The sequence below is a fragment of the Ruegeria sp. H3 genome (genome assembly GCF_056533095.1).
Genome location: NZ_JBQFOD010000002.1, coordinates 26,679 through 50,149, shown reverse-complemented (window position 1 = coordinate 50,149; position 23,471 = coordinate 26,679). Strand labels below are relative to the sequence as shown.

At 56.0% G+C, this 23,471-nt stretch carries 19 protein-coding genes and 1 tRNA gene; 13 read left to right on the top strand and 7 right to left on the bottom strand.

Going from position 1 to position 23,471, the window contains the following annotated elements; genetic code table 11:
- The first annotated feature begins 33 nt into the window (after nt 1–33).
- The gene (locus tag ACR0JE_RS02890; protein WP_480862861.1) at nt 34–1,020 is read left to right on the top strand and encodes an MBL fold metallo-hydrolase; all 987 of its coding nucleotides are present in this window, start codon (nt 34–36) and stop codon (nt 1,018–1,020) included.
- A 123-nt stretch (nt 1,021–1,143) separates the two neighbouring features.
- Here ACR0JE_RS02890 and ACR0JE_RS02885 read toward each other — a convergent pair whose 3' ends face one another.
- From ACR0JE_RS02885 to miaA, 5 genes are all read right to left on the bottom strand, one after another.
- Entirely contained in the window at nt 1,144–3,231 is a 2,088-nt protein-coding gene (locus tag ACR0JE_RS02885; protein WP_170530142.1) for an ABC transporter ATP-binding protein, read from the bottom strand.
- 95 nt (nt 3,232–3,326) lie between these two features.
- Nucleotides 3,327–4,790: an ABC transporter permease gene (locus ACR0JE_RS02880; protein ID WP_480862859.1), complete on the bottom strand. Its 1,464-nt coding sequence runs from the start codon at nt 4,788–4,790 to the stop codon at nt 3,327–3,329.
- Nucleotides 4,791–4,803: 13 nt separating this feature from the next.
- Nucleotides 4,804–5,850, bottom strand: coding sequence for an ABC transporter permease (locus ACR0JE_RS02875; protein WP_480542899.1), 1,047 nt, complete (start codon nt 5,848–5,850; stop codon nt 4,804–4,806).
- Between the two features lie 123 nt (nt 5,851–5,973).
- Nucleotides 5,974–7,644 (bottom strand): ABC transporter substrate-binding protein, encoded by a 1,671-nt coding sequence (locus tag ACR0JE_RS02870; RefSeq protein WP_480862857.1) that lies wholly within the window; start codon nt 7,642–7,644, stop codon nt 5,974–5,976.
- A gap of 369 nt (nt 7,645–8,013) precedes the next feature.
- On the bottom strand, nt 8,014–8,907 hold the full coding sequence (gene miaA / locus ACR0JE_RS02865; RefSeq protein WP_480862855.1) for a tRNA (adenosine(37)-N6)-dimethylallyltransferase MiaA: 894 nt from the start codon (nt 8,905–8,907) through the stop codon (nt 8,014–8,016).
- A 97-nt stretch (nt 8,908–9,004) separates the two neighbouring features.
- Here miaA and pyrH point away from each other — a divergent pair, with 97 nt between their 5' ends.
- The 12 genes from pyrH (at nt 9,005) to ACR0JE_RS02805 (ending at nt 21,646) form a co-directional block, all read left to right on the top strand.
- The gene (pyrH, locus tag ACR0JE_RS02860) at nt 9,005–9,748 is read left to right on the top strand and encodes a UMP kinase (protein ID WP_170530131.1); all 744 of its coding nucleotides are present in this window, start codon (nt 9,005–9,007) and stop codon (nt 9,746–9,748) included.
- A 42-nt stretch (nt 9,749–9,790) separates the two neighbouring features.
- Nucleotides 9,791–11,017 (top strand): aminotransferase class V-fold PLP-dependent enzyme, encoded by a 1,227-nt coding sequence (locus tag ACR0JE_RS02855; RefSeq protein ID WP_480862853.1) that lies wholly within the window; start codon nt 9,791–9,793, stop codon nt 11,015–11,017.
- Between the two features lie 48 nt (nt 11,018–11,065).
- Nucleotides 11,066–12,490 (top strand): cryptochrome/photolyase family protein, encoded by a 1,425-nt coding sequence (locus ACR0JE_RS02850; RefSeq protein ID WP_480862851.1) that lies wholly within the window; start codon nt 11,066–11,068, stop codon nt 12,488–12,490.
- A 69-nt stretch (nt 12,491–12,559) separates the two neighbouring features.
- Nucleotides 12,560–13,768, top strand: a complete 1,209-nt coding sequence (locus ACR0JE_RS02845) for a class I SAM-dependent methyltransferase (RefSeq protein ID WP_480862849.1) — start codon at nt 12,560–12,562, stop codon at nt 13,766–13,768.
- Nucleotides 13,769–13,783: 15 nt separating this feature from the next.
- Nucleotides 13,784–14,224, top strand: coding sequence for a TrgA family protein (locus tag ACR0JE_RS02840; protein WP_480542910.1), 441 nt, complete (start codon nt 13,784–13,786; stop codon nt 14,222–14,224).
- A gap of 28 nt (nt 14,225–14,252) precedes the next feature.
- Nucleotides 14,253–15,368, top strand: coding sequence for an NUDIX domain-containing protein (locus ACR0JE_RS02835; RefSeq protein ID WP_480862847.1), 1,116 nt, complete (start codon nt 14,253–14,255; stop codon nt 15,366–15,368).
- 68 nt (nt 15,369–15,436) lie between these two features.
- A complete protein-coding gene (locus ACR0JE_RS02830; RefSeq protein ID WP_480862845.1) occupies nt 15,437–16,471 on the top strand; it encodes a cysteine synthase A in 1,035 nt (344 codons plus the stop codon).
- Entirely contained in the window at nt 16,471–18,891 is a 2,421-nt protein-coding gene (locus ACR0JE_RS02825; protein ID WP_480862843.1) for a DUF3772 domain-containing protein, read from the top strand. Before ACR0JE_RS02830 ends, ACR0JE_RS02825 begins: the two co-directional genes overlap by 1 nt.
- A 90-nt stretch (nt 18,892–18,981) precedes the next feature.
- Nucleotides 18,982–19,071: transfer RNA gene (locus ACR0JE_RS02820), tRNA-Ser, on the top strand.
- 147 nt (nt 19,072–19,218) lie between these two features.
- A complete protein-coding gene (locus ACR0JE_RS02815; protein WP_480862841.1) occupies nt 19,219–20,085 on the top strand; it encodes an urea carboxylase-associated family protein in 867 nt (288 codons plus the stop codon).
- Between the two features lie 137 nt (nt 20,086–20,222).
- Nucleotides 20,223–20,591 carry a group I truncated hemoglobin gene (locus ACR0JE_RS02810; protein ID WP_480542917.1) on the top strand — a complete coding sequence of 123 codons (369 nt, stop codon included), beginning with the start codon at nt 20,223–20,225 and terminating at the stop codon, nt 20,589–20,591.
- Entirely contained in the window at nt 20,588–21,646 is a 1,059-nt protein-coding gene (locus ACR0JE_RS02805; RefSeq protein WP_480862839.1) for an adenylate/guanylate cyclase domain-containing protein, read from the top strand. The genes ACR0JE_RS02810 and ACR0JE_RS02805 overlap by 4 nt, the downstream gene beginning before the upstream one ends.
- 5 nt (nt 21,647–21,651) lie before the next feature.
- On the opposite strand, the gene ACR0JE_RS02800 is transcribed toward ACR0JE_RS02805, so the two are convergent.
- Both ACR0JE_RS02800 and ACR0JE_RS02795 read right to left on the bottom strand, forming a co-directional pair.
- Nucleotides 21,652–22,266, bottom strand: coding sequence for a TetR/AcrR family transcriptional regulator (locus tag ACR0JE_RS02800; protein ID WP_170530110.1), 615 nt, complete (start codon nt 22,264–22,266; stop codon nt 21,652–21,654).
- A 113-nt stretch (nt 22,267–22,379) separates the two neighbouring features.
- The gene (locus ACR0JE_RS02795) at nt 22,380–23,396 is read right to left on the bottom strand and encodes a sterol desaturase family protein (protein ID WP_480862837.1); all 1,017 of its coding nucleotides are present in this window, start codon (nt 23,394–23,396) and stop codon (nt 22,380–22,382) included.
- Nucleotides 23,397–23,471: the final 75 nt, after the last annotated feature.

Here is a 23,471-nt window from a genome sequence, read left to right as displayed (position 1 = left end):
AACTGCACACAACCAACAGAGAGGTACATCAAAATGGATCGCAAAGATCTGAAACCCACGCTCCTGAAAGGGGACAGGGATCATCTGGCACCGGGGTTGTCGCGCCGGTCTTTCTTTATGGCAGCGGGCGCAGCGGGCGTCGGCGCAACAGCTTCGGTTCTTGGCGCAAAACCAGCAGAGGCGCAATCGCAGGCCTGGCTGCAACCGGGTAACAATAATCATGTGATTGATCTTCAAGCGTCGACTGGCCAGGCCAGCACCGGGGTTGTAGGCATCGATTACTACGGTCACTGTGCAATCAAAATCACTTCACCCAATGGGGCAACTGCTTTGTTTGACCCGTGGCGCGATGATCCGTCTGGTGCCTGGGGACTTTGGTTCCGCAATGAATTCCCACAAATCCCGGTCGACATCACGCTGTCGACCCATGCGCATTTTGACCATGACGCGATCGAGCGTCCAAGCTCGACCATGGTGTTGGACCGGATGGTGGGCAATTTCGAATTTGCTGACGTCAAGATCACGGGCTTTGCCGATAAACACGCTTGCGTTGCACCTGGTTGGTATGACTGGACGAACGCGCTCGCCGAGTTTGGGGTGGAAGCCTGCCCGCCGAACAATGTCGGCCATATGGATATGGTGGTCTATCTGGTTGAAACCGGAGGCATCCGTACGCTGATCTGGGGCGACAATCGCCATAACCCACCGCAAGAGTTCTGGGATGCTATCGGGCAGGTCGATGTTCTGACGCTGCCGGTGGATGGTTCAGAACACATTCTCAGCTTTGATCAGGGCAACGACATCGTGTCTAAGCTCAAGCCCAAGGTCATCATCCCGACCCACTACCTGAACGAGGTCACGTCTTACACACTGACCACACTGCAATCTGCCGATGATTGGGTCAAAGGACAGCAGAGTTACAAGATGCTCGACAGCGCCAGCCTTCAGCTTGAAGCTGGTGAAATTACCGGAATGAGTGAGGAGTTCATGCATTTCGGGAACAACGTCATGACCGGCTGAGGTCACGTCAGAAGGCTTCCGCCACTCACGCATACCAATACGCACCGCCTGTCTCCCCACAAACCGCGGCGCCAACAGAAAGGGCCGGTCGATGACCGGCCCTTTCCAATTCTGATCAGTGGTTTACTCTGCGGCGATTTTGATCACCGGCTCCATGCGTGCCAGAATGTCCTCGGCCAGGTGGCATTTCACCTGGTGACCTTCGGCCAGTGTTCTGACCGGTGGAACATCCGATTCACACCGTCCGTCCGGCACTTCGGATTTCCAGCGGCAGCGGGTCTGGAACGGGCAACCTGGCGGTGGGTTCATCGCGGATGGGATGTCTCCCTCCAGAACGATATGCGTTTTCTCGATGGATGTATCCGCAATCGGAACCGCGCTCAGCAGCGCTTCGGTATAGGGGTGATAGGGGGGCGAGAAGACCTGATCGGTTGTTCCCAGCTCAACCACGTGGCCCAGATACATCACCATCACCCGGTCGCTGAGATAGCGCACAATCGACAGGTCGTGGCTGATGAACAGCAGCGTGGTCTTGTGCTCGCGCTGGATCTCCATCAGTAGATCGGTGACCGCCGCCTGTACTGACACATCCAGCGCCGAGACCGGCTCATCCGCTACCACAATCCGTGCATCGCCCGCAAAGGCACGGGCGATGCCGACGCGCTGTTTTTGACCGCCCGAGAGCTGCCGCGGCATTCGATCCGCAAAGGCGCGGGGCAGTTTCACCAGATCCAGCAGTTCCAGCATGCGCTTCTTGCGTTCAGCCTCGGAATTGCCGACGCCGAAAATCTCCAGCGCGCGAATGATCTGGCGCCCAACGGTCATCGAGGGGTTCAGCGTGTCAAATGGGTTCTGGAACACCATCTGCACTTCACCCACGGTTTTCGCGTCGCGTTCTTCGATGGGCACGTCTTCGATATTTCGATTGTCCAGCAGTATTTGACCGTCTGTCGCGGTCTCAAGCCCCATCAGAACCTTGGCGAAGGTCGACTTGCCGCAGCCGGATTCACCGACAATAGCCAGCGTCTCGGATTCATGTGCCTCGAAACTCAACGTCTCGTTGGCTTTCACAACCTTTGTTTCACCGCCTCCGAACAGGGCATTGGCCGCCACCTCATAGTATTTCTTGAGGTTGTCCATCTTCAGAACGGTTCGGCCAATCTCGGCCTTTTCCTTCTGCTCGCCCACTGTGATCGGCGCGTTCCAGTCGATCTCTTTGAACTTCAGGCAGCGCGTGTGGTGTCGATCATTGCCGGGCACCGCCTCCATCAGGATATTCTGCGCGTCACAGCGGCCTTCTTCGAAATAGTCACAGCGCGGCCCAAAATTACAGCCCGGTGGGCGTTCATGCGGCAAGGGGAAGTTCCCTGGAATGGCCACAAGCGGGCGCGCGTTCTTGTCCGCGCCGGGCAGGGGGATCGACCGGAACAGCGCCTGCGTATACGGGTGCTGCATCTCGTCGAACACGTCTTTGATCGAGCCACGCTCGACCGCTTCGCCTGAGTACATCACGCACAGCCGGTCGCAGGTTTCCAAAACCAGCCCGAGGTTGTGCGAGATGAACAGCATCGATGTGCCGTATTTCTTACCCAGATCTTTGACCAGTTCGACCACGGCAGCCTCAACCGTCACGTCCAGCGCAGTGGTCGGCTCGTCCAGGATCAAAAGCGCCGGCTTTGACATGAGCGCCATCGCGATCACGATCCGCTGCTGCTGACCACCGGACAGCTGATGCGGGAAAGAATTCAGCATCCGCTCGGGGTCGGGCAGGCGCACATCGGTGACCACCTCCAGCGCGCGGGAATAAGCCTCTTCCTGGCTCACACCCTCATGGATCATCGGCACTTCCATCAGCTGTTTGCCGATCTTCATGGCCGGGTTCAGGCTGGCCATCGGCTCCTGATAGATCATCGCGATCTCGTTGCCACGAATGTCACGCAGTTCTTCGGTGGTCATCTCAGACAGATCACGCCCCTTGAACTTGATCGAACCGCCAACAATGCGCCCGTTCTTGCCCAGATCCTGCATGACACCCAGCGCCACCGTAGACTTACCACAGCCGGATTCACCCACCAGCCCGACAGCCTCACCAGGCTGCACAGAGACCGAGAAATCCATAACGGCGGGAATTTCCCTCAGCCGGGTGAAAAACGAAATCGAAAGCTTGTCGATCTCCAGGATAGGCCCATCATAGTCCGCCAATTTATTCATCTGTGTTTCTCCTCGCGAGAGTCCGGGGGATCCCCTTCATCTGGCTATAAATATCCGGGGGGGTGCGGGGGGCTGCCCCCACGGCCACAGTCACATTAGTCCTTCAGACTTTCTTCGCGCAGACCGTCCGCCAACAGGTTCAAACCCAGAACCAGTGACAACAACGCCAACGCAGGCGGAAGTGCGGGGTGCAGATAGATCGACAGGAGTTTGCGCCCCTCATTGATCGTGGATCCCCAATCCGGGCTTTCGGGCGGTAAGCCCAACCCGAAGAAACCCAAGGTCCCCAGAAGGATGGTTGTATAGCCGATCCGCAGACAGAAATCGACGATCAGCGGACCACGCGCGTTGGGCAGGATTTCCCACAGCATGATGTACCACGGACCCTCGCCACGCGTTTGCGCCGCCGCCACATAGTCGCGGGTCTTGATATCCAGCGCCAGACCCCGAACGATCCGGAACACGGTGGGTGAGTTCACAAAGACCACCGAGACGAACACCACCAGAATGCCGCCCGGAATATCGAACAGGTCCAGATAGGTGGGCAGACCCCAGATGCGATAGCTATCGGTGTTGATGATATAGCCGCCGGTCGAAATCAGCGACAGATACAGCCACAAGGCCACACCCAGAATACCGATCAGAAGAGGTGTGCGGAAATTTGGACGCGTGTAGTAGCGCGAGTTCAACAGCACTCCCAAAAAGATGATCGGGAAGATGAACAGCACAGCCGCCATATAATTCGGCACTCCGGTTGCCACGATCTCGGGCGTCACCAGCAGGTAGAACAGCAGGATTACTGGGAAGGCCAGGATCAGGTTGGCCAGGAACGACAGCAGAGTATCCAACCGACCGCCATAGTACCCGGCAGGCAGGCCTAAGGTGATGCCAACCATAAAGGCAAACATCGTCGCCAGCGGCGCGATCTGCACCACGATCCAGGCGCCTTTGACCATTCGGCTAAAGACGTCGCGGGCCAAATTGTCGCCACCCAGCAGGTACCAGGCGTATTGGCCGTCTTCGATATTGGATAATGGGGTGCCGGGCACCTTGTTTTTCATGCTCGAGACCTGTGCCAGCGGATCATGGGTCACGATCATGTCGACCGCCCCGAATATGCCGGTAAAGACCCAGAACATGACAAGGCCGAAGCCGATCATGCCAATGGGGCTATCAAACAGCTTGCCATAAAGGCCCAGCTTGCGTTTGAAGGCGATCGACATGGCATAAAGCAGGATCAGCGAAAGCCAGACAGGTAGAAATTGCTGAGACATGGCGCCGATAATACCTGCGCCTGTGCCCATCACAATGCCGAGTACAATATAGGCAACGGCAATCCCGACACTGGCCAAGAAGCTATAGCGCAACGACGCGCCGATCAGGTTTCTCAAGCCCGAACTTGAGGTCAGCGTGCCATCCGGGTTCACGGTCATCTGATCCTCTGGCAGCACGATGCTGGCCAACATCCAGACGATAATCGACAGCACCATAAGCCCCAAAGCCAGAGCCAATAGCGGGTTCAGGAAGGCGATAGAGCCGGTCCAGGTTAATGGTTCCATATCCTATCCCTCCTTAAGAAATGCGGATGCGCGGGTTGAGGTAGACATAGCCGATATCCGATATCAGCTGCGTCACAAGCACCACAAAGACAGATACGACCGAGATTGCCAGCAATAGCTGGATGTCGTTGTTGCCTGCCGCCTGCACCAGCGCCCAGCCAAAGCCTTTGTAGTTGAACAGGGTCTCGACGATCACCACGCCGTTCAGCAGCCATGGGAACTGCAGCATGATGACGGTGAAGGGCGCGATCAGCGCATTGCGCAGCGCGTGTTTCATGACGATGTTCGGGAAAGACACGCCTTTCAAACGCGCGGTGCGGATATACTGCGCCGTCATCACCTCGGTCATTGAAGCGCGTGTCATCCGGGCGATATAGCCCATCCCATAAAGGGCAATGGTTAACACCGGCAGGAAGAAGTTCTCAAACGTTGGATTCTCCATCGCCTGCGTCGCGGTGCCCTTGAACCATTTCAATCCAACAGCGGACGAGGTGAAGATGGCGATGAAAATCACGCCTGATACGTATTCCGGTGTCGCCGTGGTGGTGATGGCAAAGGTCGAAAGGGTCCGGTCGGTGGCCGAACCTTCTTTCATCCCGGCCAGGATACCCAGGATCAAAGCTGACGGGACCATCAGCAGCATCACCCAGAACATCAGCCGCCCCGTCAGGGCCAGACGGGTGCCAACAACGGTTGAGACCTCTTCTTTGAAGACCGTCGAATATCCCCAATATCCTTGCAGGATACCGCAGAAATTGGGGGCTTCTTCCGCAGGCTGACCAGGCTGGATGCATCGGCCCTGAACCGTGCCATCTTCATTCGTATGCCGGTACGAAGGTAAAACCCCCAACCATTCGCCGTATTTGATCGGCGTGGATTGCAGATAGCCGCCTTTTTCCAGAAAACTCTCAACCTGCTCATCCGACATCCGGAAATTGCCCTGCGTTTTCGCAAGCTTTTCCAGGTTTGGATAGAGGTTCGTCAGAAAGAAGACCAAGAACGTCAGGCACAATGCTGTCAAAAGCATGATGCCAACGCGTCTTAGGATAAATAGTCCCATGTTAGCCCCTGTTGGTAGGCTGGCGTGAATGCCTTTTGGCTTCGCGCGTAGCTGTTTTATGGTCGCCGCAGTCAGGACGAAAAGGCCGCGCCAATGTGGCGCGGTCTCTTGTTTGGTATTGGCTCAGGACAGGATGCCGAACTTGTAGATCTGCGGCAGGTCCGCGATGTGCTTTTCGACACCCACCATGTTATCGCGGTGGTGGCGCATTGCTGTTCGCCAGTAAGGCTGAATAGTCACGCCTTCATCGATCATGATCGCCTGCAGTTTGGCCATCACCTCACGACGTCTGTCGACATCAGCGATCGAGTTCGCTTCGGCCAGCAGCGTATCGAACTCCTCATTGGCAAAGCCTGATTCATTCCACGCAACGCCTGATTTATAGGCCAGCGCCAGAACCTGTGTACCCAACGGACGGTGGTTCCAGTTGGTCGACGAGAACGCGTATTTGGTCCAGTCGTTCCAGAAGGTCGATCCCGGAAGAACGGTGTGCTTGGCCTTGATGCCCGCATCATTCAGCTGAGCGACAACAGCAGCGGTGGTGTTCCGACGCCAGTCATCGTCGATGGATTGAACCTCGTGCTCGAAATCACCCATGCCCGCTTCGTCCATCAGCGCCTTGGCACCTGCTGGATCGTACGGAATACGGGTCACGGCCGAGTCATGCTCGGGGTGCATCGGGCCCACATGGCAATTGTCGGCTGGGATGCCGTAACCAGACATACCCAGTTCCAGGCAAACCTCGTTGTCCACAGCCATCGCAAGGGCCTGACGGACCCGCTTGTCACCATAGATCTTGTTGCCATTCCCATCTTCGGCCAACTGGTTGGGGCGGATAACAATGGTAAAGCCCGACGGAATTTCTGAACGAACCAGGCCGATACCGTCGAAGATATCAACGAATTCCCCAACCGATTCCCAGTTCATGTCGATCTCTTCGGCCTCATACGCGGCCAGGAAGGCGGCCGGGTCGGTGCCGTAGTCGATGAACTCGATCCGGTCGATATAGCCGCCCTTGCCGGCCTCGTAGCCCCACCACTCATGGCCTTCGTTGCGGACCAGAACGCCCTTCACGCCCACTTCGTGGCTTTCGGGCAGCATGAAGCCTGTTCCGACCGGGTTGCTCAGCATGTCATTGGCGTCAAAGCTGCTGTGCACGATGGCGGCCGGGTAGTCGGCCATGCCTGGAATGATGGTGATGTCCGGGGCGTTACATTTCAGCTTAACCGTATGGCTGTCGACAACGGTGATCGCGCCATCGGCTGCTTTCTGCGTGTCCGCATTTGCCAGAGAAGCCATCCGCGCGGCCATCGAGTTGCCTTCGACCGTTGCATCACACCATGCGGTGATGTTGCGCGCCACGTCTTCGGCGGTGAAGTCGTCACCGTTGTTCCACTTTACACCCTTACGCACGTTCAGCGTATATTCGGTGGCGTCGTCATTGGCTTCCCAGCTTTCCAGAAGCATGGGTTTGAACGTACCGTCGTTGTTGTATTCGACCAGATATTCCAACCAGCCTGCGGTGAAGGTGGCGATCTGTGTCCAGTCATATGTGCGCGGATCCTTGAGCGCGCGCACTTCCATCTGATAGCGAATGGTGCCGCCGCGCGGAGGTTCTTGAGCAGCCGCAGGTGTTTGCAGGCCGATCATGCCATAGGCTGTGGGTACGGCAACACCCAGCGCGGTTGCCCGCGCCATAAACTCGCGGCGGCTGAGTTTACTGTCGCGGCATTCCTGAGCGTGCATCTCGGCCGCCCAGTGAACATTTGCTCCGGTAGTTGATTGATTTGCCATTAACTCTTCTCCCTGAGTTACAGTTTTTTTAGATGTGATGATTCAGATTACGCGGCGCATTTTGCGCCGTCAGGTAATTCTATGGGTCTCGTTTTTTGGATTCTGTCTCTCCCCATGGGCGTATTCGGCACCAGAAAAATGGCAGCGTCAATGTTCGAATTCGTCATCCAAGGTACAAAAACGACATCCTTTGCCCTTCGGAACGGGCTGTTTCCGGTAACGGGCGGAGGTGATTGTTTTGTTAATAACCGGATTCAAGCTGGCTCTGGATGCGGCTTATGTCGATTTAAGGTGACGTTTGGCCTAGTGTGCAAATATGGGAGATGCTTATTCGATCTGCGAGAAGGCGCGCGATAACCTCACTTCATATCACTTTGAGATATCTATGCGATTCCAGTTCTTCATTCGAGCCCGGAACCAGGTGCGCTGTCGTTTGGCGAATTGTCGGGTTGAGATGGTGGCGCGCTCGCGCGCCTGATCCAAGGTCATCTGGCCCCCTAAAACCGACATCAACTCGGGCACACCGATCGCCTTGAAGGCTGGCAACGCAGGATCGAAGCGCTCGCGCATGGCTGCCACTTCGTCCAAAGCGCCTTTTTCCAGCATCTGATCAAACCGGCGGGTGATGCGGTCCTGCAGCCAGGCTTTATCGACATCAAAGACCAGGGGGGTACAATCCTTGATCTGCAGGACCGGCGGCGGGGTGTCTGCCTGCCAGGAGTTCAGGCTGCGACCGGTGGCACGCTGAACCTCCCAGGCGCGCTGGACGCGCGCGCGGTTGTTGGTGTCGAGCCCGGCCAACGTAACCGTATCTACTCCATTGATCAGGTCTGACAGGGGCAGTTGATCCGCCTGTTGCCGAACCTCGGGCGGAGTGACCGGGATTTCGGCCATACCTTCGGTCAGGGCGCTAAAGTAGAGCCCGGTGCCGCCAACAACGATAGGTCGTTCGTCGCCCGTTAGCAGCGGAACGACTTCACGCAGCCAATGTCCGGTGGAATAGTTTTGATCGTAGGCAATGTGACCATAAAGCCTATGAGGCGCGCGCGCCTCGTCCTGCGTCGATGGTCTGGCCGAGATGACCTGCCAACAGTCATAGACCTGACTGGCATCCGCATTGACGATGACCCCTCCGAAGGTTTCGGCAATCCGCAACGCAAGCTCGGATTTTCCCGATGCGGTCGGACCGGCGATCAGAACGGGTTTACCATCTTCGATCGGGGGCAGATCGCGCCAAATCTGTGTCGGGTTGTTCTGGGCCATACCGGGGTTTCTTATTCCTGACCAACCGCATTGAACCTGCGGAGGTTTTGCTTCATTTTGCGCCGGAAAATAAACCCGTGCCAGCCCGGAGCGCAATATGAGCCTGACCCCGTCCACCGACATCACGAAACCCAAGTATAACCGCGTTATGCTGAAGATCTCTGGCGAGGCGCTGATGGGGGATCAGGGATTCGGCCTGCACCCGCCAACCGTCCAGCGCATCGCGCAAGAGGTGAAGTCGGTCCATGATCTGGGTGTTGAGATTTGCATGGTGATCGGCGGGGGCAACATTTTCCGCGGCCTCAGCGGCTCCGCCCAGGGGATGGAGCGGACCACAGCCGACTATATGGGCATGCTGGCCACCGTCATGAACGCGTTGGGGATGCAGTCGGCGCTGGAGGAGATTGGAGTGTTCACCCGTGTGATCTCGGCCATTCGCATGGATGAGGTATGCGAGCCCTATATCCGCCGTCGCGCCGTGCGACATCTGGAAAAGAAACGGGTTTGCATCTTTGCCGCCGGGACCGGCAACCCATATTTCACCACCGATACCGCCGCGACCCTGCGTGCCAATGAGATGGCCTGTCAGGCGATTTTCATGGGTAAGAACGGGGTCGACGGCGTCTATGACAAAGACCCCAAAGAGCACGCGGATGCCGTGCGCTATGACACGGTCAGCTATGATGACGTTCTGGCGAAACGCTTGCGGGTCATGGATGCCTCGGCCATTGCGCTGGCGCGGGACAATAACCTGCCGCTGATCGTGTTTGGGCTGGATGAGCCCGGCGGGTTCCGGGGCATTCTGGCCGGTGAGGGGACCTATACCAAGGTTCAGGGCTGACGCAGCGAAACCAATCGAAAACACGTAGGGGAGGGACCGGTCATGGCACCGTTGGATATTGATTTCGTGCGGGCGCAATTCCCGGCCTTTTCCGAACCCAGTTTGCAGGGGCAGGCTTTCTTTGAAAACGCGGGCGGGTCCTATACCTGCCAGCCCGTCATCGACCGGCTGACCCGGTTCTATACCCAGCGCAAAGTGCAGCCATATGCGCCGTTTCAGGTCAGTCAACTCGCGGGCGCCGAGATGGACGAGGCGCGCGCCCGGCTTGCCGCCATTCTGGGGGTTGAGACAGATGAGCTGAGCTTTGGCCCGTCGACCACGCAAAACACCTATGTTCTGGCGCAGGCGTTCCGGCAGTGGTTGAAACCAGGCGAGGTGATTGTCGTCACCAATCAGGATCACGAGGCAAATTCCGGCCCCTGGCGGCGGCTTGCAGAGGCTGGCGTCGAAGTACGGGAATGGCAGATCGATCCTAACACCGGCGCGCTGGACCCTAAGGACCTTGAGAACCTTCTGGATGAGAAGGTGCGCCTTGTCTGTTTTCCGCATTGTTCCAACGTGGTGGGTGAGATCAATCCGGTGACGGAAATCACGGCGATTGCTCATGCAGCCGGGGCATTTGTCTGCGTGGATGGCGTGTCTTATGCACCGCACGGGCTGCCGAATGTCGGCGATCTGGGGCCGGATATCTACCTGTTTTCCGCCTACAAGACCTATGGCCCGCATCAGGGCTGTATGGTCATTCGGCGGGGGCTGGGCGAGCTGTTGCCCAATCAGGCACATTATTTCAATGGTGATGTCCTGTACAAACGGTTCACACCGGCTGGGCCGGACCACGCGCAGATTGCAGCGAGCGCCGGGATGGCCGACTACATTGACCAGCTTTGTCTGCATCACGGTGGCCCAAAACAAGGCGCGGCAGAGCAAGGTGCATTTGTGCATGACCTGATGCGCGCCCATGAAGAAGCGTTGCTGCAACCGGTTTTGGATGCTTTGAAAACCCGCAACACCGTGCGTCTGATCGGCCCCTCGGAGGCATCGCGCCGCGCACCGACGGTTGCACTTGCGTTAGGACGGCCAGCAGAGCCTGTTGCTGAGGAGCTGGCAAAATATGGTGTAATGGCTGGTGGAAGCGATTTCTACGCGGTGCGCCCGTTACAAGCGATGGGTGTCGATCCGGCCTTGGGCGTCCTAAGGGTCAGCTTCACACATTACACCTCGAAACAGGAAATTGATCAATTACTGGAGGCGCTTGACCGCGTTTTGTGATCCACTTTCAGACCTGTTTCGTAGTGCGAAGAAAACAACAGGCTGGCTATGTCGTCACAGCACTCTCCGATCATCGTTTGGTTTCGCAGGGATTTGCGCCTGTCCGATCATCCGGCGCTGTCCGCTGCTGCGCAAACAGGTCGCCCAGTGGTGCCGGTATACATCCTTGATCCTTTGGCCGAAGCGCTGGGGGCCGCCCCTAAATGGCGTTTGGGTCTGGGGTTGGATGCCTTTTCCCAAAGCTTAGAACAGATTGGCAGCCGTCTGATCTTTCGGCGCGGCGATGCGTTGGCGCAGTTGCGCGCGGTGATTGCCGAGACAGGGGCGTCCGAGATTTACTGGTCTCGCGCTTACGATCCGGATGCGATTGCCCGTGATACCAACATAAAGAGGAAGCTCACCGAGGATGGCGTATGCGCGAAGTCCTTCTCAGGTCATCTGTTGTTCGAACCCTGGACCGTTGCCACCAAAACCGGGCAACCGTTTCGGGTGTTCACGCCGATGTGGCGCGCGGTGCAGGGGAGAGACCTGCCAGAGTCTGATGCGGCCGTCACGCGCATAACCGCACCTTCAAGCTGGCCCCAAAGCGACACCCTGACTGACTGGAATTTAGCGGGATCTATGGACCGGGGTGCGCTGATTGTGCGCCCCTATGTCCAGCCGGGGGAAAGCGCCGCATTCGATCATTTGGACGGGTTTCTTGACCGTGTCGCGCGCTATTCTGATGACCGGGATCGGCTGGATATCGATGGGACCTCAAACCTGTCAGAATACCTTTCGCTGGGTGAGATCGGGCCACGGAGCGCATGGCACAGGGTGCAGCGGGCGGCAATGCTGGGGGTTTCGGGCACTGGTAGCTTTTTGAGACAACTGGTGTGGCGCGAGTTCGCCTATCATCTGATGTACCACACGCCGCATCTGCTCAGCGGAAACTGGCGGCCTGAATGGGATGCTTTTCCGTGGAACACAGACGCGGACCACCCCGAGGTTACAGCGTGGAAGAAGGCAAGAACCGGAATTCCGGTGGTCGATGCAGGCCTGCGAGAGATGTATGTGACAGGCCGAATGCACAACCGCGCCCGGATGATTGTTGCAAGCTATTTGACCAAGCATTTGATGACCCATTGGAAGATTGGCATGCGCTGGTTCGAGGATTGCCTGATTGATTGGGACCCGGCCTGCAACGCGATGGGCTGGCAATGGGTGGCTGGATCGGGCCCCGATGCTGCGCCATTCTTCCGTATCTTCAATCCGCTGACCCAGCAGGAAAAGTTTGATCCACAAGGCAAATATCTGGATCGCTGGATCGCCGAAGATCGTTCGAGCCCAACCCCTACTGCCCTGTCATATTTCGATGCGGTTCCCCGGTCCTGGGGGCTGGATGCGGGGCAATCCTATCCGCCGCCTGTTGTTGAACTGGCCGAAGGCCGCGCCCGTGCTCTGTCTGCGTATGACAGCCGAAAAAACCAGTAAGGAACTGAAAACTTGCAAGAAACAAAAACCCGTCCTAGCCTGCATCAAACACCGCAGAGGGGAGAGCGGATGACCCTGACATCGACCGAGGGGCAGAAAGACCTGCCCAGATATTTTGCTCAAGTTTTCAAAATGCTCGGCAAGATGGAGGCCGGGCGATTGGACATCACACTGCCTGACGGGCGTGTGTTTCGGACCGAAGGTGCAAAACCGGGCCCTATTGCCGCCGTAGAAATTCATGATCCCGATGTATTTGCACGCTTGATCCGCGAAGGCGAGCTTGGATTCTCGGACGCTTATTTAGAAGGGCATTGGAGCACGCCGGATCTACGTTCTTTCATGGATTTGGTGCATCTGGGCTCGGAAACGGTTTATGACGGGTTTACGGGCAAATTCCTTGTTCAGGCCTATGAACGTTTGCGGTTCTGGTTGCATCGGAACAACCGGGCTCAGGCCAAGAAAAACATCTCGTATCATTACGATCTGGGGAATGATTTCTACGGTCTTTGGCTTGATGATACGATGACCTATTCAAGCGCCTTGTTCGAGACCGGGCAGGAGAGTCTGGAAAAGGCGCAAACCGCCAAATATGCCAGCCTGATTGACGAAATGGGCGTGAAACCCGGTGATCATGTGCTTGAGATCGGATGCGGGTGGGGCGGTTTTGCCGAATATGCCGCGAAAGAGCGTGGCCTTCGGGTCACCGGCCTGACTATCAGTCAAGAACAGTTGAAGTTTGCGCAGCAACGCATGGAAAAGGCTGGGCTTTCCGATATGGTTGATCTGAAGCTGCAGGACTATCGGGATGAAACCGGGCAATATGACGGCATTGCTTCGATCGAGATGTTCGAAGCGGTGGGGCAGAAATACTGGCCTGTCTATTTCGATACGGTGCGCGAGCGGTTGAAACCCGGAGCGCAGGCGACGCTACAGATCATCACAGTTGGTGATCACCGCTGGGATTACTATAAGAATGGCGTTGATTTCATTCAGAAATATATCTTCCCCGGCGGTATGCTGCCATCGCCTACGGTTCTGCGTCAGCAAATCGATCTGGCGGGACTGAACCTGGTGCGTTCGAAAGAGTTCGGCAAAAGCTATGACCTGACTTTGCGCCGCTGGTACGACACGTTCAACGCCAAATGGGATCAGATCTCGGACATGGGGTTTGATGAGCGTTTCCGCCGCATGTGGAATTATTATTTGACCGCATGTGGCGCTGCCTTTGACACGGGCAATTGCGATGTGACACAGATCACCATAGCAAAGCCCAGTTAAGGAACGGAATACGCAATGCCCACAGCCGCTCGTCTAGTTGCCGCCCTTTGCCTGGTGGTGGTGGCCTTTCTGGTGTCGACCATGATCATCGAGAATGGTGAAGAGGGCAAAGACTATGGCTATTTCACCCTTGTGAACATTGCGCTGGCCGTTGCCTGTGGGTGGAAGATCATGGGCAAGCGCGCCGGGCGCGGATGGACGGCGGGGATCAACAACGGTCTGACCGGAGTGGCCTCGCTGGTGTTTTGGGCGCTGTTCGTGCAGGGCTGTTACGAGATGTTCCGCCTGGCCATGCGCAACCGGTATGATGGCCCGTTCGAGGCTGTAAAGGCGATCTTCGTGATCGGAGTGGACTATGGAAAGCTTCTGCTGGTGCCTGAAATCCTGATCACCTTGGCCGTTGGGTCCGTTTTGTCTGGGCTTGCAACCGAAATCGCCAGCCGCCGCTGGCGCTAACCCGTCACTCCAAATAGAAAGCCTCTCCGTGTCAGATTTGTTCTTTTACGGCACCCTTCGCTATGTCCCGCTGCTGGAGCGTGTCTTGGGCCGTTCCGCGGAGGATTTGCGCATCACACCAGCAGCCCTTGCAGATCACGCGGTTCACGCGGTGCAGGGGCAGGATTTCCCGATGATCCAGCCGAAGCCCGGCACACTGGCCAATGGTTTGCTGGTACGCGGCCTAAGCGAGGTCGATCTGGCGCGGCTTGGGTTCTACGAAGGCGGTTTCGACTATGATCTGCAAACGCAGAGCGTTGCTTTGCCAGATGGAACGCCAGCAGAGGCTCAAGTGTTCTTCCCAGCGCCCGGCGTCTGGGTTCCCGTAGGTCTGTGGTCATTGGAAGCGTGGGCCGAAAGACTGGGGCCCGTCACGGCCCTCGCCGCCGAAGAGGAGATGGCCTATTTCGGCAGGGTCGACGCAAAGCAGATGACCCGCAGCATGCCCGCCATCCAAACCCGTGCCTGGGCCAAGTTGTTCGCCCGACAGCGGCGCACAGGTGATCCGCGTGACATCACACAGGACGTGATCGTCCACAGCCACCGCCGCGCCTATGTCGACTATTTCGGGATGGAGGAAATCCAGCTTCAACATCGCCAGCATGACGGATCGATGGGGCCGGTTCTGAACCGCAACAGCCTGTTGCAGGGCAGTGCGGTGGTCGTTTTGCCTTATGACCCTGTGCGCGATGCGGTCCTGCTGGTCGAACAGTTTCGGACACCGATTTTCCTGATCGAAGACCCAGAACCCTGGATATGGGAGCCTGTCGCGGGCATGATCGATCCGGGTGAAACACCGGAACAGGCCGCATATCGCGAAGCGCTGGAGGAGGCCGGTGTCACCTTTGACACATTGGAGTTTGCAGGCGGGGCTTATTCGTCCAGCGGATCCTCGACCGAGTACCTGTATCTTTATGTCGGACTAGGGGAGTTGACCCAAACCACAGATACGGGCGGTTTGGCGAGCGAAGGCGAAGATATCCGCACCCGGATCGTGCCTTATTCCGAATTCATCGACCTTGTAGACAGCCATGCGTTCAAGGATTTGCCGCTTCTGTCCTTGGCCCATTGGCTGGCCCGTCACCGGGACCGGCTGCGCGGGTGACTATCGCGCTTGTGGTTGCGGCAGCGCGGCTGTAAATCTTGCCTGATACCAAATGACATGAGGGCGCCATGCGCATTGCACGAGACCTTGCCGACGCAGTCGGGAAAACACCGCTGATCCGGCTGAAACGCATCAGTGAAGAGACCGGATGCGAGATCCTCGGCAAGGCCGAGTTCATGAACCCAGGTCAGTCCGTCAAAGACCGCGCGGCGCTTTACATCATTCGCGATGCGGTTGCCCGAGGTGAACTAAAGCCCGGTGGCACGATTGTCGAAGGTACCGCGGGCAATACCGGGATTGGCCTTGCGCTAGTCGGTGCTTCGATGGGGTTCAAGACGGTGATCGTGATCCCCGAAACTCAGTCGGAAGAAAAGAAGGACATGCTGCGCCTTGCGGGTGCGCAATTGGTGCAAGTTCCCGCCGCTCCTTATCGCAACCCCAATAACTTTGTGCATTACTCGCGTCGTTTGGCCGAGGAACTGGCCAAGACCGAACCCAATGGCGCGATCTGGGCCAATCAGTTCGACAACGTTGCCAACCGTCAGGCGCATGTGGAAACCACTGGGCCCGAGATTTGGGAACAGACCGACGGCAAGGTGGATGGTTTTGTCTGCGCGGTCGGATCGGGCGGTACATTGGCCGGTGTGGCCGAAGCCTTGCAGCCCAAAGGCGTGAAGATTGGTCTGGTCGATCCGATGGGTGCGGGGCTTTATTCCTATTACACCACCGGTGAGATCGCGATGGAGGGCGGCTCGATTGCCGAAGGCATCGGGCAGGTGCGCATCACTAAGAACCTCGAAGGGTTCAAACCCGATTTCGCGTATCAGATGACCGATAACGAAGCTTTGCCTTATATCTTCGATCTGCTGCGCGAAGAAGGTTTGGTCATGGGCGGATCAACCGCGATCAATATGGCGGGCGCCGTGCGTCTGGCCAAGGATCTGGGGCCGGGCCATACCATTGTGACCATTCTGTGCGACTACGGCACGCGCTATCAGTCGAAACTGTTCAACCCGGAATTCTTGCGGGAAAAAGAGCTGCCGGTGCCTGATTGGATGACGGAAGTGCCCCAAAAAATCCCCGGCGTTTTTGAGGATATCTGATGCTGCAACAGGTCCGCCTGTGTCTGACGCTGCTGATCTTTTGTATGTTCGGGCTAGTTGGCGCGGCTACCGCGCAACTGACCGACAGGCAGAGCGAGTATTATCAGGGTTGGATTAAAACTGCGGACCGTGCCGAGGCGGTGATTGATGCAAACCGAGCATCGAATGCCGCAATGGAGAACTTGCGCTCGGAAATTAATGGATATCGCGAGGACTTTAACAGGGCGCGTGGAGCCAATACCGAGCGGATACAGACCCTTGAAAGCCAACTAAAGGCCCTGGGCCCCAAGCCTGAAGGTGATGCCTCAGAACCTGAAGACATCGCTGCGTTGCGCGAGCATCTCGAAAACCAACTCAACAGTTTGCGGGTCCCTCGGATCATATCTGAGGAAGCATTTAGCCGGGCAAATGGGCTGATCAGCGAGATCGATCAAATTCTGCGCGAGCGTCAGAAAAAGCAACTGCTTGAAAAAGGGCCATCTCCGATCAATCCGGTTTATTGGGGTCCTGCATGGGTGGACGTGAAAGAGGCCTTCCGCAGCCTCATCAATGAAACGGTCGAGAACATGCGAACAGACGTTGTTCGCGAACAGGTCACCGATCGTGGTTTAGGCATCTTTGTATTGCTGGTGCTTTCCGCTGTTTTGCTGATCTTTGGTAAGCATTGGTCCGAAAAAGGCGGGGACTATTTGCGCAGGCTCGGCGGCAGGGGCGCGGGTGCATGGACCTTTGTGATTTCGCTGCTTCGGATTGTTTTGCCGTGGATCGGGGTCGTCGCAATCGTAACAGCAATCGACATGACCGATGTTCTTGGTCTAAGGGGCAATTTGCTGCTGGATGAAATTCCCTATTGGGCTGCGATCATTCTGTTTTACGATTGGATTGGCCGTCAGATCTACGTGATGAGCGCGGCGAACGACTTCAAGCGTATTTCCCCTGCCAGAATCACAGAATTGCGCATCTACATTGATCTTCTGGCGATCATGTTGATCCTGCACGAGTTGGCATTGCTGTTCGAGCAGATTGAAAACATTTCTGATGCGACCCGCGCGGTTGTCAGTTTTCCGGTGATCGTGGTCACTGCGCTTTTGCTGCTACGTGTCCGGCAAATTCGAACCAATGATATACGGTCTGAGGGTTCCGATCAGGCGAGCACAGTGCGCAGTGCCGGTTTCGCCCAAGTGATTGAGTTTTTGCGCCGCGCAGTTTTCTTGTTGGGTATCACAACGCCTTTTCTGGCGATTTTTGGCTATATCAACGCAGCCGAGGCCATTGTCTTCCCTGCGGTTAAGACACTCATTCTGATCGCTGCATTGGTCATCATCCAACGTTTTATCAGCCAGGTTTATGGCTGGATCACAGGGCAGGGCGATGCCGCGCGGGATTCTTTGTTCGCAGTTTTGGTCGGGTTTGCCCTGTCGATATTGGCGTTGCCGATTTTGGCGATTTACTGGGGCGCACGCGAAACGGATTTGCTGGAAGTCTGGTCGCGCCTCTTGCAAGGGTTCAACATCGGCGGGATTACAATTTCGCCCAGTAACTTCCTGACCTTTGTCGCCGTATTTGTGATCGGTTATGGGCTGACACGATTGTTGCAAAGCGGGTTGCGAAACTCGTTGCTGCCCAAAACCAGCATCGATCCGGGTGGGCAGAACGCGATTGTCGCAGGTTCAGGATATGTTGGGATTTTCCTGGCGGCTTTGGTTGCAATTATGGTGGCAGGTTTTGATCTGTCATCGCTTGCTATTGTCGCGGGTGCCCTGTCTGTTGGTATTGGGTTTGGTCTGCAGACAATCGTATCGAACTTCGTGTCCGGTATCATCCTGTTGGTTGAGCGGCCGATATCCAAAGGCGACTGGATCGATGTAAACGGAATGATGGGCTATGTGCGCGATATCTCGGTCCGGTCTACGCGGATCGAAACATTTGACCGTACAGATGTGATCGTCCCCAACTCGGACCTGATTTCCGGCGTGGTCACCAACTATACAAGAGGCAATACAATTGGCCGCGTAATCGTGCCGGTGGGTGTCGCCTATGGCACCGATACACAGCAGGTTGAAACGATCTTGGGTGAGATTGCAAACGCACATCCCATGGTTCTGGCGAACCCAGCGCCCAGCGTCGTTTTCCAGGGGTTCGGTGCGGATTCGCTGGATTTTGAAATCCGGGCCATTCTGCGGGATGTAAACTGGGTGCTGTCGGTGAAATCCGACATGAACCACGAAATCAACCGACGCTTCACCGAAGCAGGCATCGAGATTCCGTTCGCTCAGCGTGACCTCTGGCTGCGGAACCCAGAGGTGCTGCAAGCGCAATCGCCTGTCGCCAAGCCTGAGGATCAACCCAGACAGGCGTCTTCGAAACCTGCCGATCTGACTCAGGCGGACCTGTCTGACGGTGACGGAGATGAGCCTTAGCCCGATTTCAGAGCTGCCTGTGAAAGGTTGAGTTTTCGCGCTATTCGGCCCTTGCAAATCCTCTGACGATGGTTCAAGTATCCCGCTCACGGAGAGGTGGCCGAGTGGTCGAAGGCGCACGCCTGGAAAGTGTGTAGGCGGGAAACCGTCTCCAGGGTTCGAATCCCTGTCTCTCCGCCATCATCCCTTGCTGATAGGAACCTTCGATTGGCGTGTAGGCGGCTTTGGGTATGTGTTTCTTTCAGCAGCTTGATGCAGGCATGGTTGTTGATCAGAAACTAAGCTAACTAGTTACGGAACAATCGGTACTTGGTCCGGAGGTAGCCTATGAAGTCTGACAATCCCAAACACGAAGCGCCTTTTGATGCGGCGGCGCGTCAGGCCATTCAGCCGGTCATTTGCTACCCGCCTGACAGCTTGGTGCAGCCCAATCTGAATGGGTTGAAGGCACTGCGGGAAACAGCTCGTAAATCTTCTGAGGTGAAAGCTGCGCCGCGCGATGCTGCCTGTATCGACGTGCCTGCTGGTGCCTTTTTTCGCATCGTTTCGGTCGAAGGCTCGCAGGTTGGGGATTTGAACCTGTGGAATACCCATAACCTGTCAGAGCGGTTCTATTCCGGTAAAACTCGCGCGTTGCATGGCACGCATTTGTCGACGGGTGACCGGATGTGGTCCAGCTTTCCTTTCCTGCGCCCAATAGCCACTATCGTTGACGATACGCTGGATTGGTACGGGTTCGACGCTTTTGGCGGTTCGGTCCATGATGTGATTGGCACGCGGTGCGATCCGTACACGGGGCGTTTGCTGTCGGGCCAAGACTACCATTATTGCTGCCATTCGAACCTGACACGCGCGTTGGCTCAGCATCGTGAACTGCACTTGCACGAAGCCGAGATGCTTGTACACGACGTACTGAACGTTTTCATGTGCACCGGATTCACACAAGAGACAGGGCAGTATTTCATGAAGGCCAGCCCGGTGCGCCCCGGCGATTATCTTGAATTTTATGCCGAAATCGACTTGACCGTTGGCCTGTCAGCCTGTCCAGGCGGTGATTGCTCGTCAGAGCATTCGTCGGACACCGCCGCCTGCTATCCCTTATTGATCGAGGTCTACGATCCGGGCGATGAAGCGCGATCAGCACATGTGCAACCTACTGTGTCCGCATATGATAAAACACACGGAACTAGATAAGCGACGACCCACAATTCGATGTCACGTTTTTCAGCAGATACACAGGTTACAGGTGCTTTGACCCGTTAAACGTTAACAAAACCATTAATTTGATGTAGTCTCATGGTGTTATTCAAAGGTAGCACCCGGGTATTCGTGTGGCACAGACACTTTATGAGAAATACGGTGGTTTCAAAACGATCAGCCGGGTGGTGATGTCATTTTATGAAATGGCGTTAGAGTCCGACCAGATCGGGGACTATTTCGAAGATATCGATATGCCTCGATTGATTGATCATCAGACCAAGTTTGTATCCTCACTGATCGGCGGCCCGGCTTCATTTAGCGATGACAGGATCAAGGCTGTTCACAGCCATCTCAATATTACGCATGCGGATTTTGACGAAATGGCAGCGCTGTTTGGTGAAGCTTTGGAAATGCACGGTGTATCCGCTCAGGATATCCAAACGGCCCTTGGCGCGATTGAAAACAAACGTTCGATCATAGTGGTTCGGCACGCTGCATGAGCATTCATGCCATCAATGAACAACTACTACGCGCGATCGGGGTCGGCGTAGCGATCGTGCGGGCGTCGGACCTGAAGTTTGTCTTTCATAACAGTCCTTTCTCGGAATGGTTTGGCACGCCCGAAAAGAAACAGACGCTTTTGGACCTTATCCCCGACCTTGATCTGCGTGAACTGGATGACGTGAAACAGTCCGGACTACGCTACTCTGTTGAGTTACAGATCAAACCAAAGCGCCGGACACTGGTCTTTGCGGTCACCGTTTCGCTGACCAATGAACTGTCAGATCAACTGCTGATTGTTGAATGCCAGAACATCACTCGCATTCGTGAGCTTGAAAGCATGATCGACAGCTACTCGACCATGGTAGAGCGCAATACCCGTGAGTTGGAGCGTGAAAAAGAGAGGGTCGAGCGTCTGCTGCTGAACGTCATGCCGCGCGCGGTCTATGAAGAGTTCAAAACCTTTGGCGTTGTGACGCCTCAGTTGTACAAAGAAGTCTCGGTGGTAATGCTGGATTTTGTCGGCTTCACCGATTTCGCCGCCAAAACCGATCCAACTGTCACACTCAGCGAATTAAACGATATCTTCACGGCCTTTGATCGGATCGTCGAACAGTTCGGTTGCGAGCGGATCAAGACGATTGGCGATGCTTATCTGGCTGTTTCCGGTATGCCGGACGCTACGCCGGATCACGCAACCTCTGTGGCCCATTGTGCCGTGCGCTTTCTGCGATATCTCGAGCGTCGAAACGAAAGCCACCCGCATAAATGGCAGGCCCGGATTGGTCTGGGCATGGGCGCGGCTGTCGGGTCGGTCGTGGGTATTCAGAAATATGTTTATGACGTGTTCGGGCCTGCGGTGAATACAGCTGCGCGTCTACAGGTCTTTGCAAACCCGATGCATATTGTTGCTCCGGAAGACATGAAATACGCGTTGATTGACGAGTTTCAGGTGTCGGATATCGGGCGTGTTGCGATCAAGGGAATGGGTGACATGGAGCTGATAAATGTCACACCTGGCCTGCGTGTCCCTCAGGGCAGTGGGCGCATTTGAACCAATCAATCATCCTGAGGGACAAGACCCAAACCTCGCAGATAGATGCCGATGCCGCTTTCCAGCAAATCCTCGGGCGGGAAGGGCGATGTTGCACCCGTGTTGCGTGCATACAGCTCGACGACGCCGTGGCTCATAGCCCAGATATGTGCGCTGAACATCGAGGCAGGAGGGCGCTTTTCGGGCGGAATATGCTGCGACAGATCTGCAGCTGCCTTCTCCAACACGGATTTAGCACGGTTCGCGGCCAACGACAGCTCGGGCGTGCGGTTCAATGAGACGCCGCTTTCGAACATCGCAATATAGTGGCCCGGATGTTTTCGGGCAAAAGCCAGATAGGCGCGCCCTGTGGCCTCGAACGCGGCCAATGCCGAAGGCTGACCCTGATCATAGGCGTATTGCATCAGGTCCGCGAACATCTCAAAACCCTGTTTTGCCGCTTCGGCTATCAGGTCCTCGCGCCCGTGATAGTGGCGATAGACAGCGGCAGGTGTGACACCCGCGGTTTTGGCGGCCTCGGACAGCGTAAAGCCCGTTGGCCCCTTTTCTTCGATTAGGGACAACGCGGCCTCGATCAAGGCTTGTTTCAGGTTTCCGTGGTGGTACCCGCGTTTCGTCATCCCGGCCTCAGAGCTCTTTGTTCAATAGGTTATTGAATCTAAAGAGATAGAGTATCCGCAAGAGTTCGTCCAACGCTTGACGCGCTGGATTTCATCTAGCTGCTACAAAAACACTAATTGGTTTCGGCTGAGCTTTCGGGCGCAACCGCCTGTTTCGCCTTTGATTTCGCCGGTTTGCGCGTCAAAGCACCGCGCGGGTCCTTTTTGAACAGCTCATACGCGTTCCTGAAAGGCCGGAAATACAGCGTCACAGGATTGTTCCAGGTTCCGTCTTCACCATTTCCTAGACCGTATTCGACGTTTTCATTGGTTTTGGGCGAATACAGTGTCCCGGCACCCCAATCCCAAAAGGCAAAGATGAAGCCCATGTTCTTGTCCCAATGCTTGCGCGCCTTCGAATGGTGGATCTGATGCTGGGCCGGGCTAACAAAGACATGTTGAATCCAGTTGGGATACTGAAGCCAGACATGGCTGTGGCGAAGGTTGAACGCGACGACAAAGAACAGAAAAATCACGATGTTCAGGCCAAACAGCGTAAAGGCACGCGCGCCAGTGCCGAAATACTGATCCAACAACGCAACGACAACGCCAACGGCAAAACCACTCATGGAGGTCGAGATGATCTCTTCCAGCGGGTGCATGCGCGTTGCAGTGAGCGGAGTCATCACTTCGGCAGAATGATGCACCTTGTGGAATTCCCACAAGAACGGAACCTTATGGAAGATATAGTGACCGAACCAAAGCGCCCCATCCACAGCCAGCACAGCGGCGAGCGTATAGACGGCGGATATTGTCCAGGATGGCTCTGACGGTCCTGGACCAGCGGGTCCCATGATCTTTTCCACGAGCGCATACCAGACCGAGACTTGAATCAGAACCGATGCATAGATGGCCGCGATAATGGATTTGTTCACAAAGAACATCACATAATCGGCCTTGGCGGATTTATGCGTCAGGATATCCCAAGGCAGCAGCCATTTGATCAACCCTTTCAAACTCTTGCGGGATCGATAGAAGACGAAGATCGCAAAAGCCAGGGCCGTGCCCATATGTAGAAAAGACAGACGCTGGGACGGGTCGAAGAATAGTTCGAAAGGGTGACGGAACGCCGCGAAAATCTCTTCAACCATGATCGGCTCCTGTCTCGATGCTGGTTTTTTTGTGCTTTATGAGTTGTATCAACGGCAATGACGTGGCCGAATTGA

Excerpts from the sequence above, each read along its gene's own strand:
- ACR0JE_RS02890 (WP_480862861.1), top strand. The coding sequence starts at position 34 with ATGGATCGCAAAGATCTGAAACCCACGCTCCTGAAAGGGGACAGGGAT.
- ACR0JE_RS02805 (WP_480862839.1), top strand. The coding sequence starts at position 20,588 with ATGAGCATTCATGCCATCAATGAACAACTACTACGCGCGATCGGGGTC.
- ACR0JE_RS02870 (WP_480862857.1), bottom strand. The coding sequence starts at position 7,644 with ATGGCAAATCAATCAACTACCGGAGCAAATGTTCACTGGGCGGCCGAG.
- ACR0JE_RS02875 (WP_480542899.1), bottom strand. The coding sequence starts at position 5,850 with ATGGGACTATTTATCCTAAGACGCGTTGGCATCATGCTTTTGACAGCA.
- pyrH (WP_170530131.1), top strand. The coding sequence starts at position 9,005 with ATGAGCCTGACCCCGTCCACCGACATCACGAAACCCAAGTATAACCGC.
- ACR0JE_RS02855 (WP_480862853.1), top strand. The coding sequence starts at position 9,791 with ATGGCACCGTTGGATATTGATTTCGTGCGGGCGCAATTCCCGGCCTTT.
- ACR0JE_RS02830 (WP_480862845.1), top strand. The coding sequence starts at position 15,437 with ATGCGCATTGCACGAGACCTTGCCGACGCAGTCGGGAAAACACCGCTG.
- ACR0JE_RS02885 (WP_170530142.1), bottom strand. The coding sequence starts at position 3,231 with ATGAATAAATTGGCGGACTATGATGGGCCTATCCTGGAGATCGACAAG.
- ACR0JE_RS02800 (WP_170530110.1), bottom strand. The coding sequence starts at position 22,266 with ATGACGAAACGCGGGTACCACCACGGAAACCTGAAACAAGCCTTGATC.
- ACR0JE_RS02840 (WP_480542910.1), top strand. The coding sequence starts at position 13,784 with ATGCCCACAGCCGCTCGTCTAGTTGCCGCCCTTTGCCTGGTGGTGGTG.
- ACR0JE_RS02825 (WP_480862843.1), top strand. The coding sequence starts at position 16,471 with ATGCTGCAACAGGTCCGCCTGTGTCTGACGCTGCTGATCTTTTGTATG.
- ACR0JE_RS02880 (WP_480862859.1), bottom strand. The coding sequence starts at position 4,790 with ATGGAACCATTAACCTGGACCGGCTCTATCGCCTTCCTGAACCCGCTA.
- ACR0JE_RS02815 (WP_480862841.1), top strand. The coding sequence starts at position 19,219 with ATGAAGTCTGACAATCCCAAACACGAAGCGCCTTTTGATGCGGCGGCG.
- ACR0JE_RS02850 (WP_480862851.1), top strand. The coding sequence starts at position 11,066 with ATGTCGTCACAGCACTCTCCGATCATCGTTTGGTTTCGCAGGGATTTG.
- miaA (WP_480862855.1), bottom strand. The coding sequence starts at position 8,907 with ATGGCCCAGAACAACCCGACACAGATTTGGCGCGATCTGCCCCCGATC.
- ACR0JE_RS02795 (WP_480862837.1), bottom strand. The coding sequence starts at position 23,396 with ATGGTTGAAGAGATTTTCGCGGCGTTCCGTCACCCTTTCGAACTATTC.
- ACR0JE_RS02845 (WP_480862849.1), top strand. The coding sequence starts at position 12,560 with ATGACCCTGACATCGACCGAGGGGCAGAAAGACCTGCCCAGATATTTT.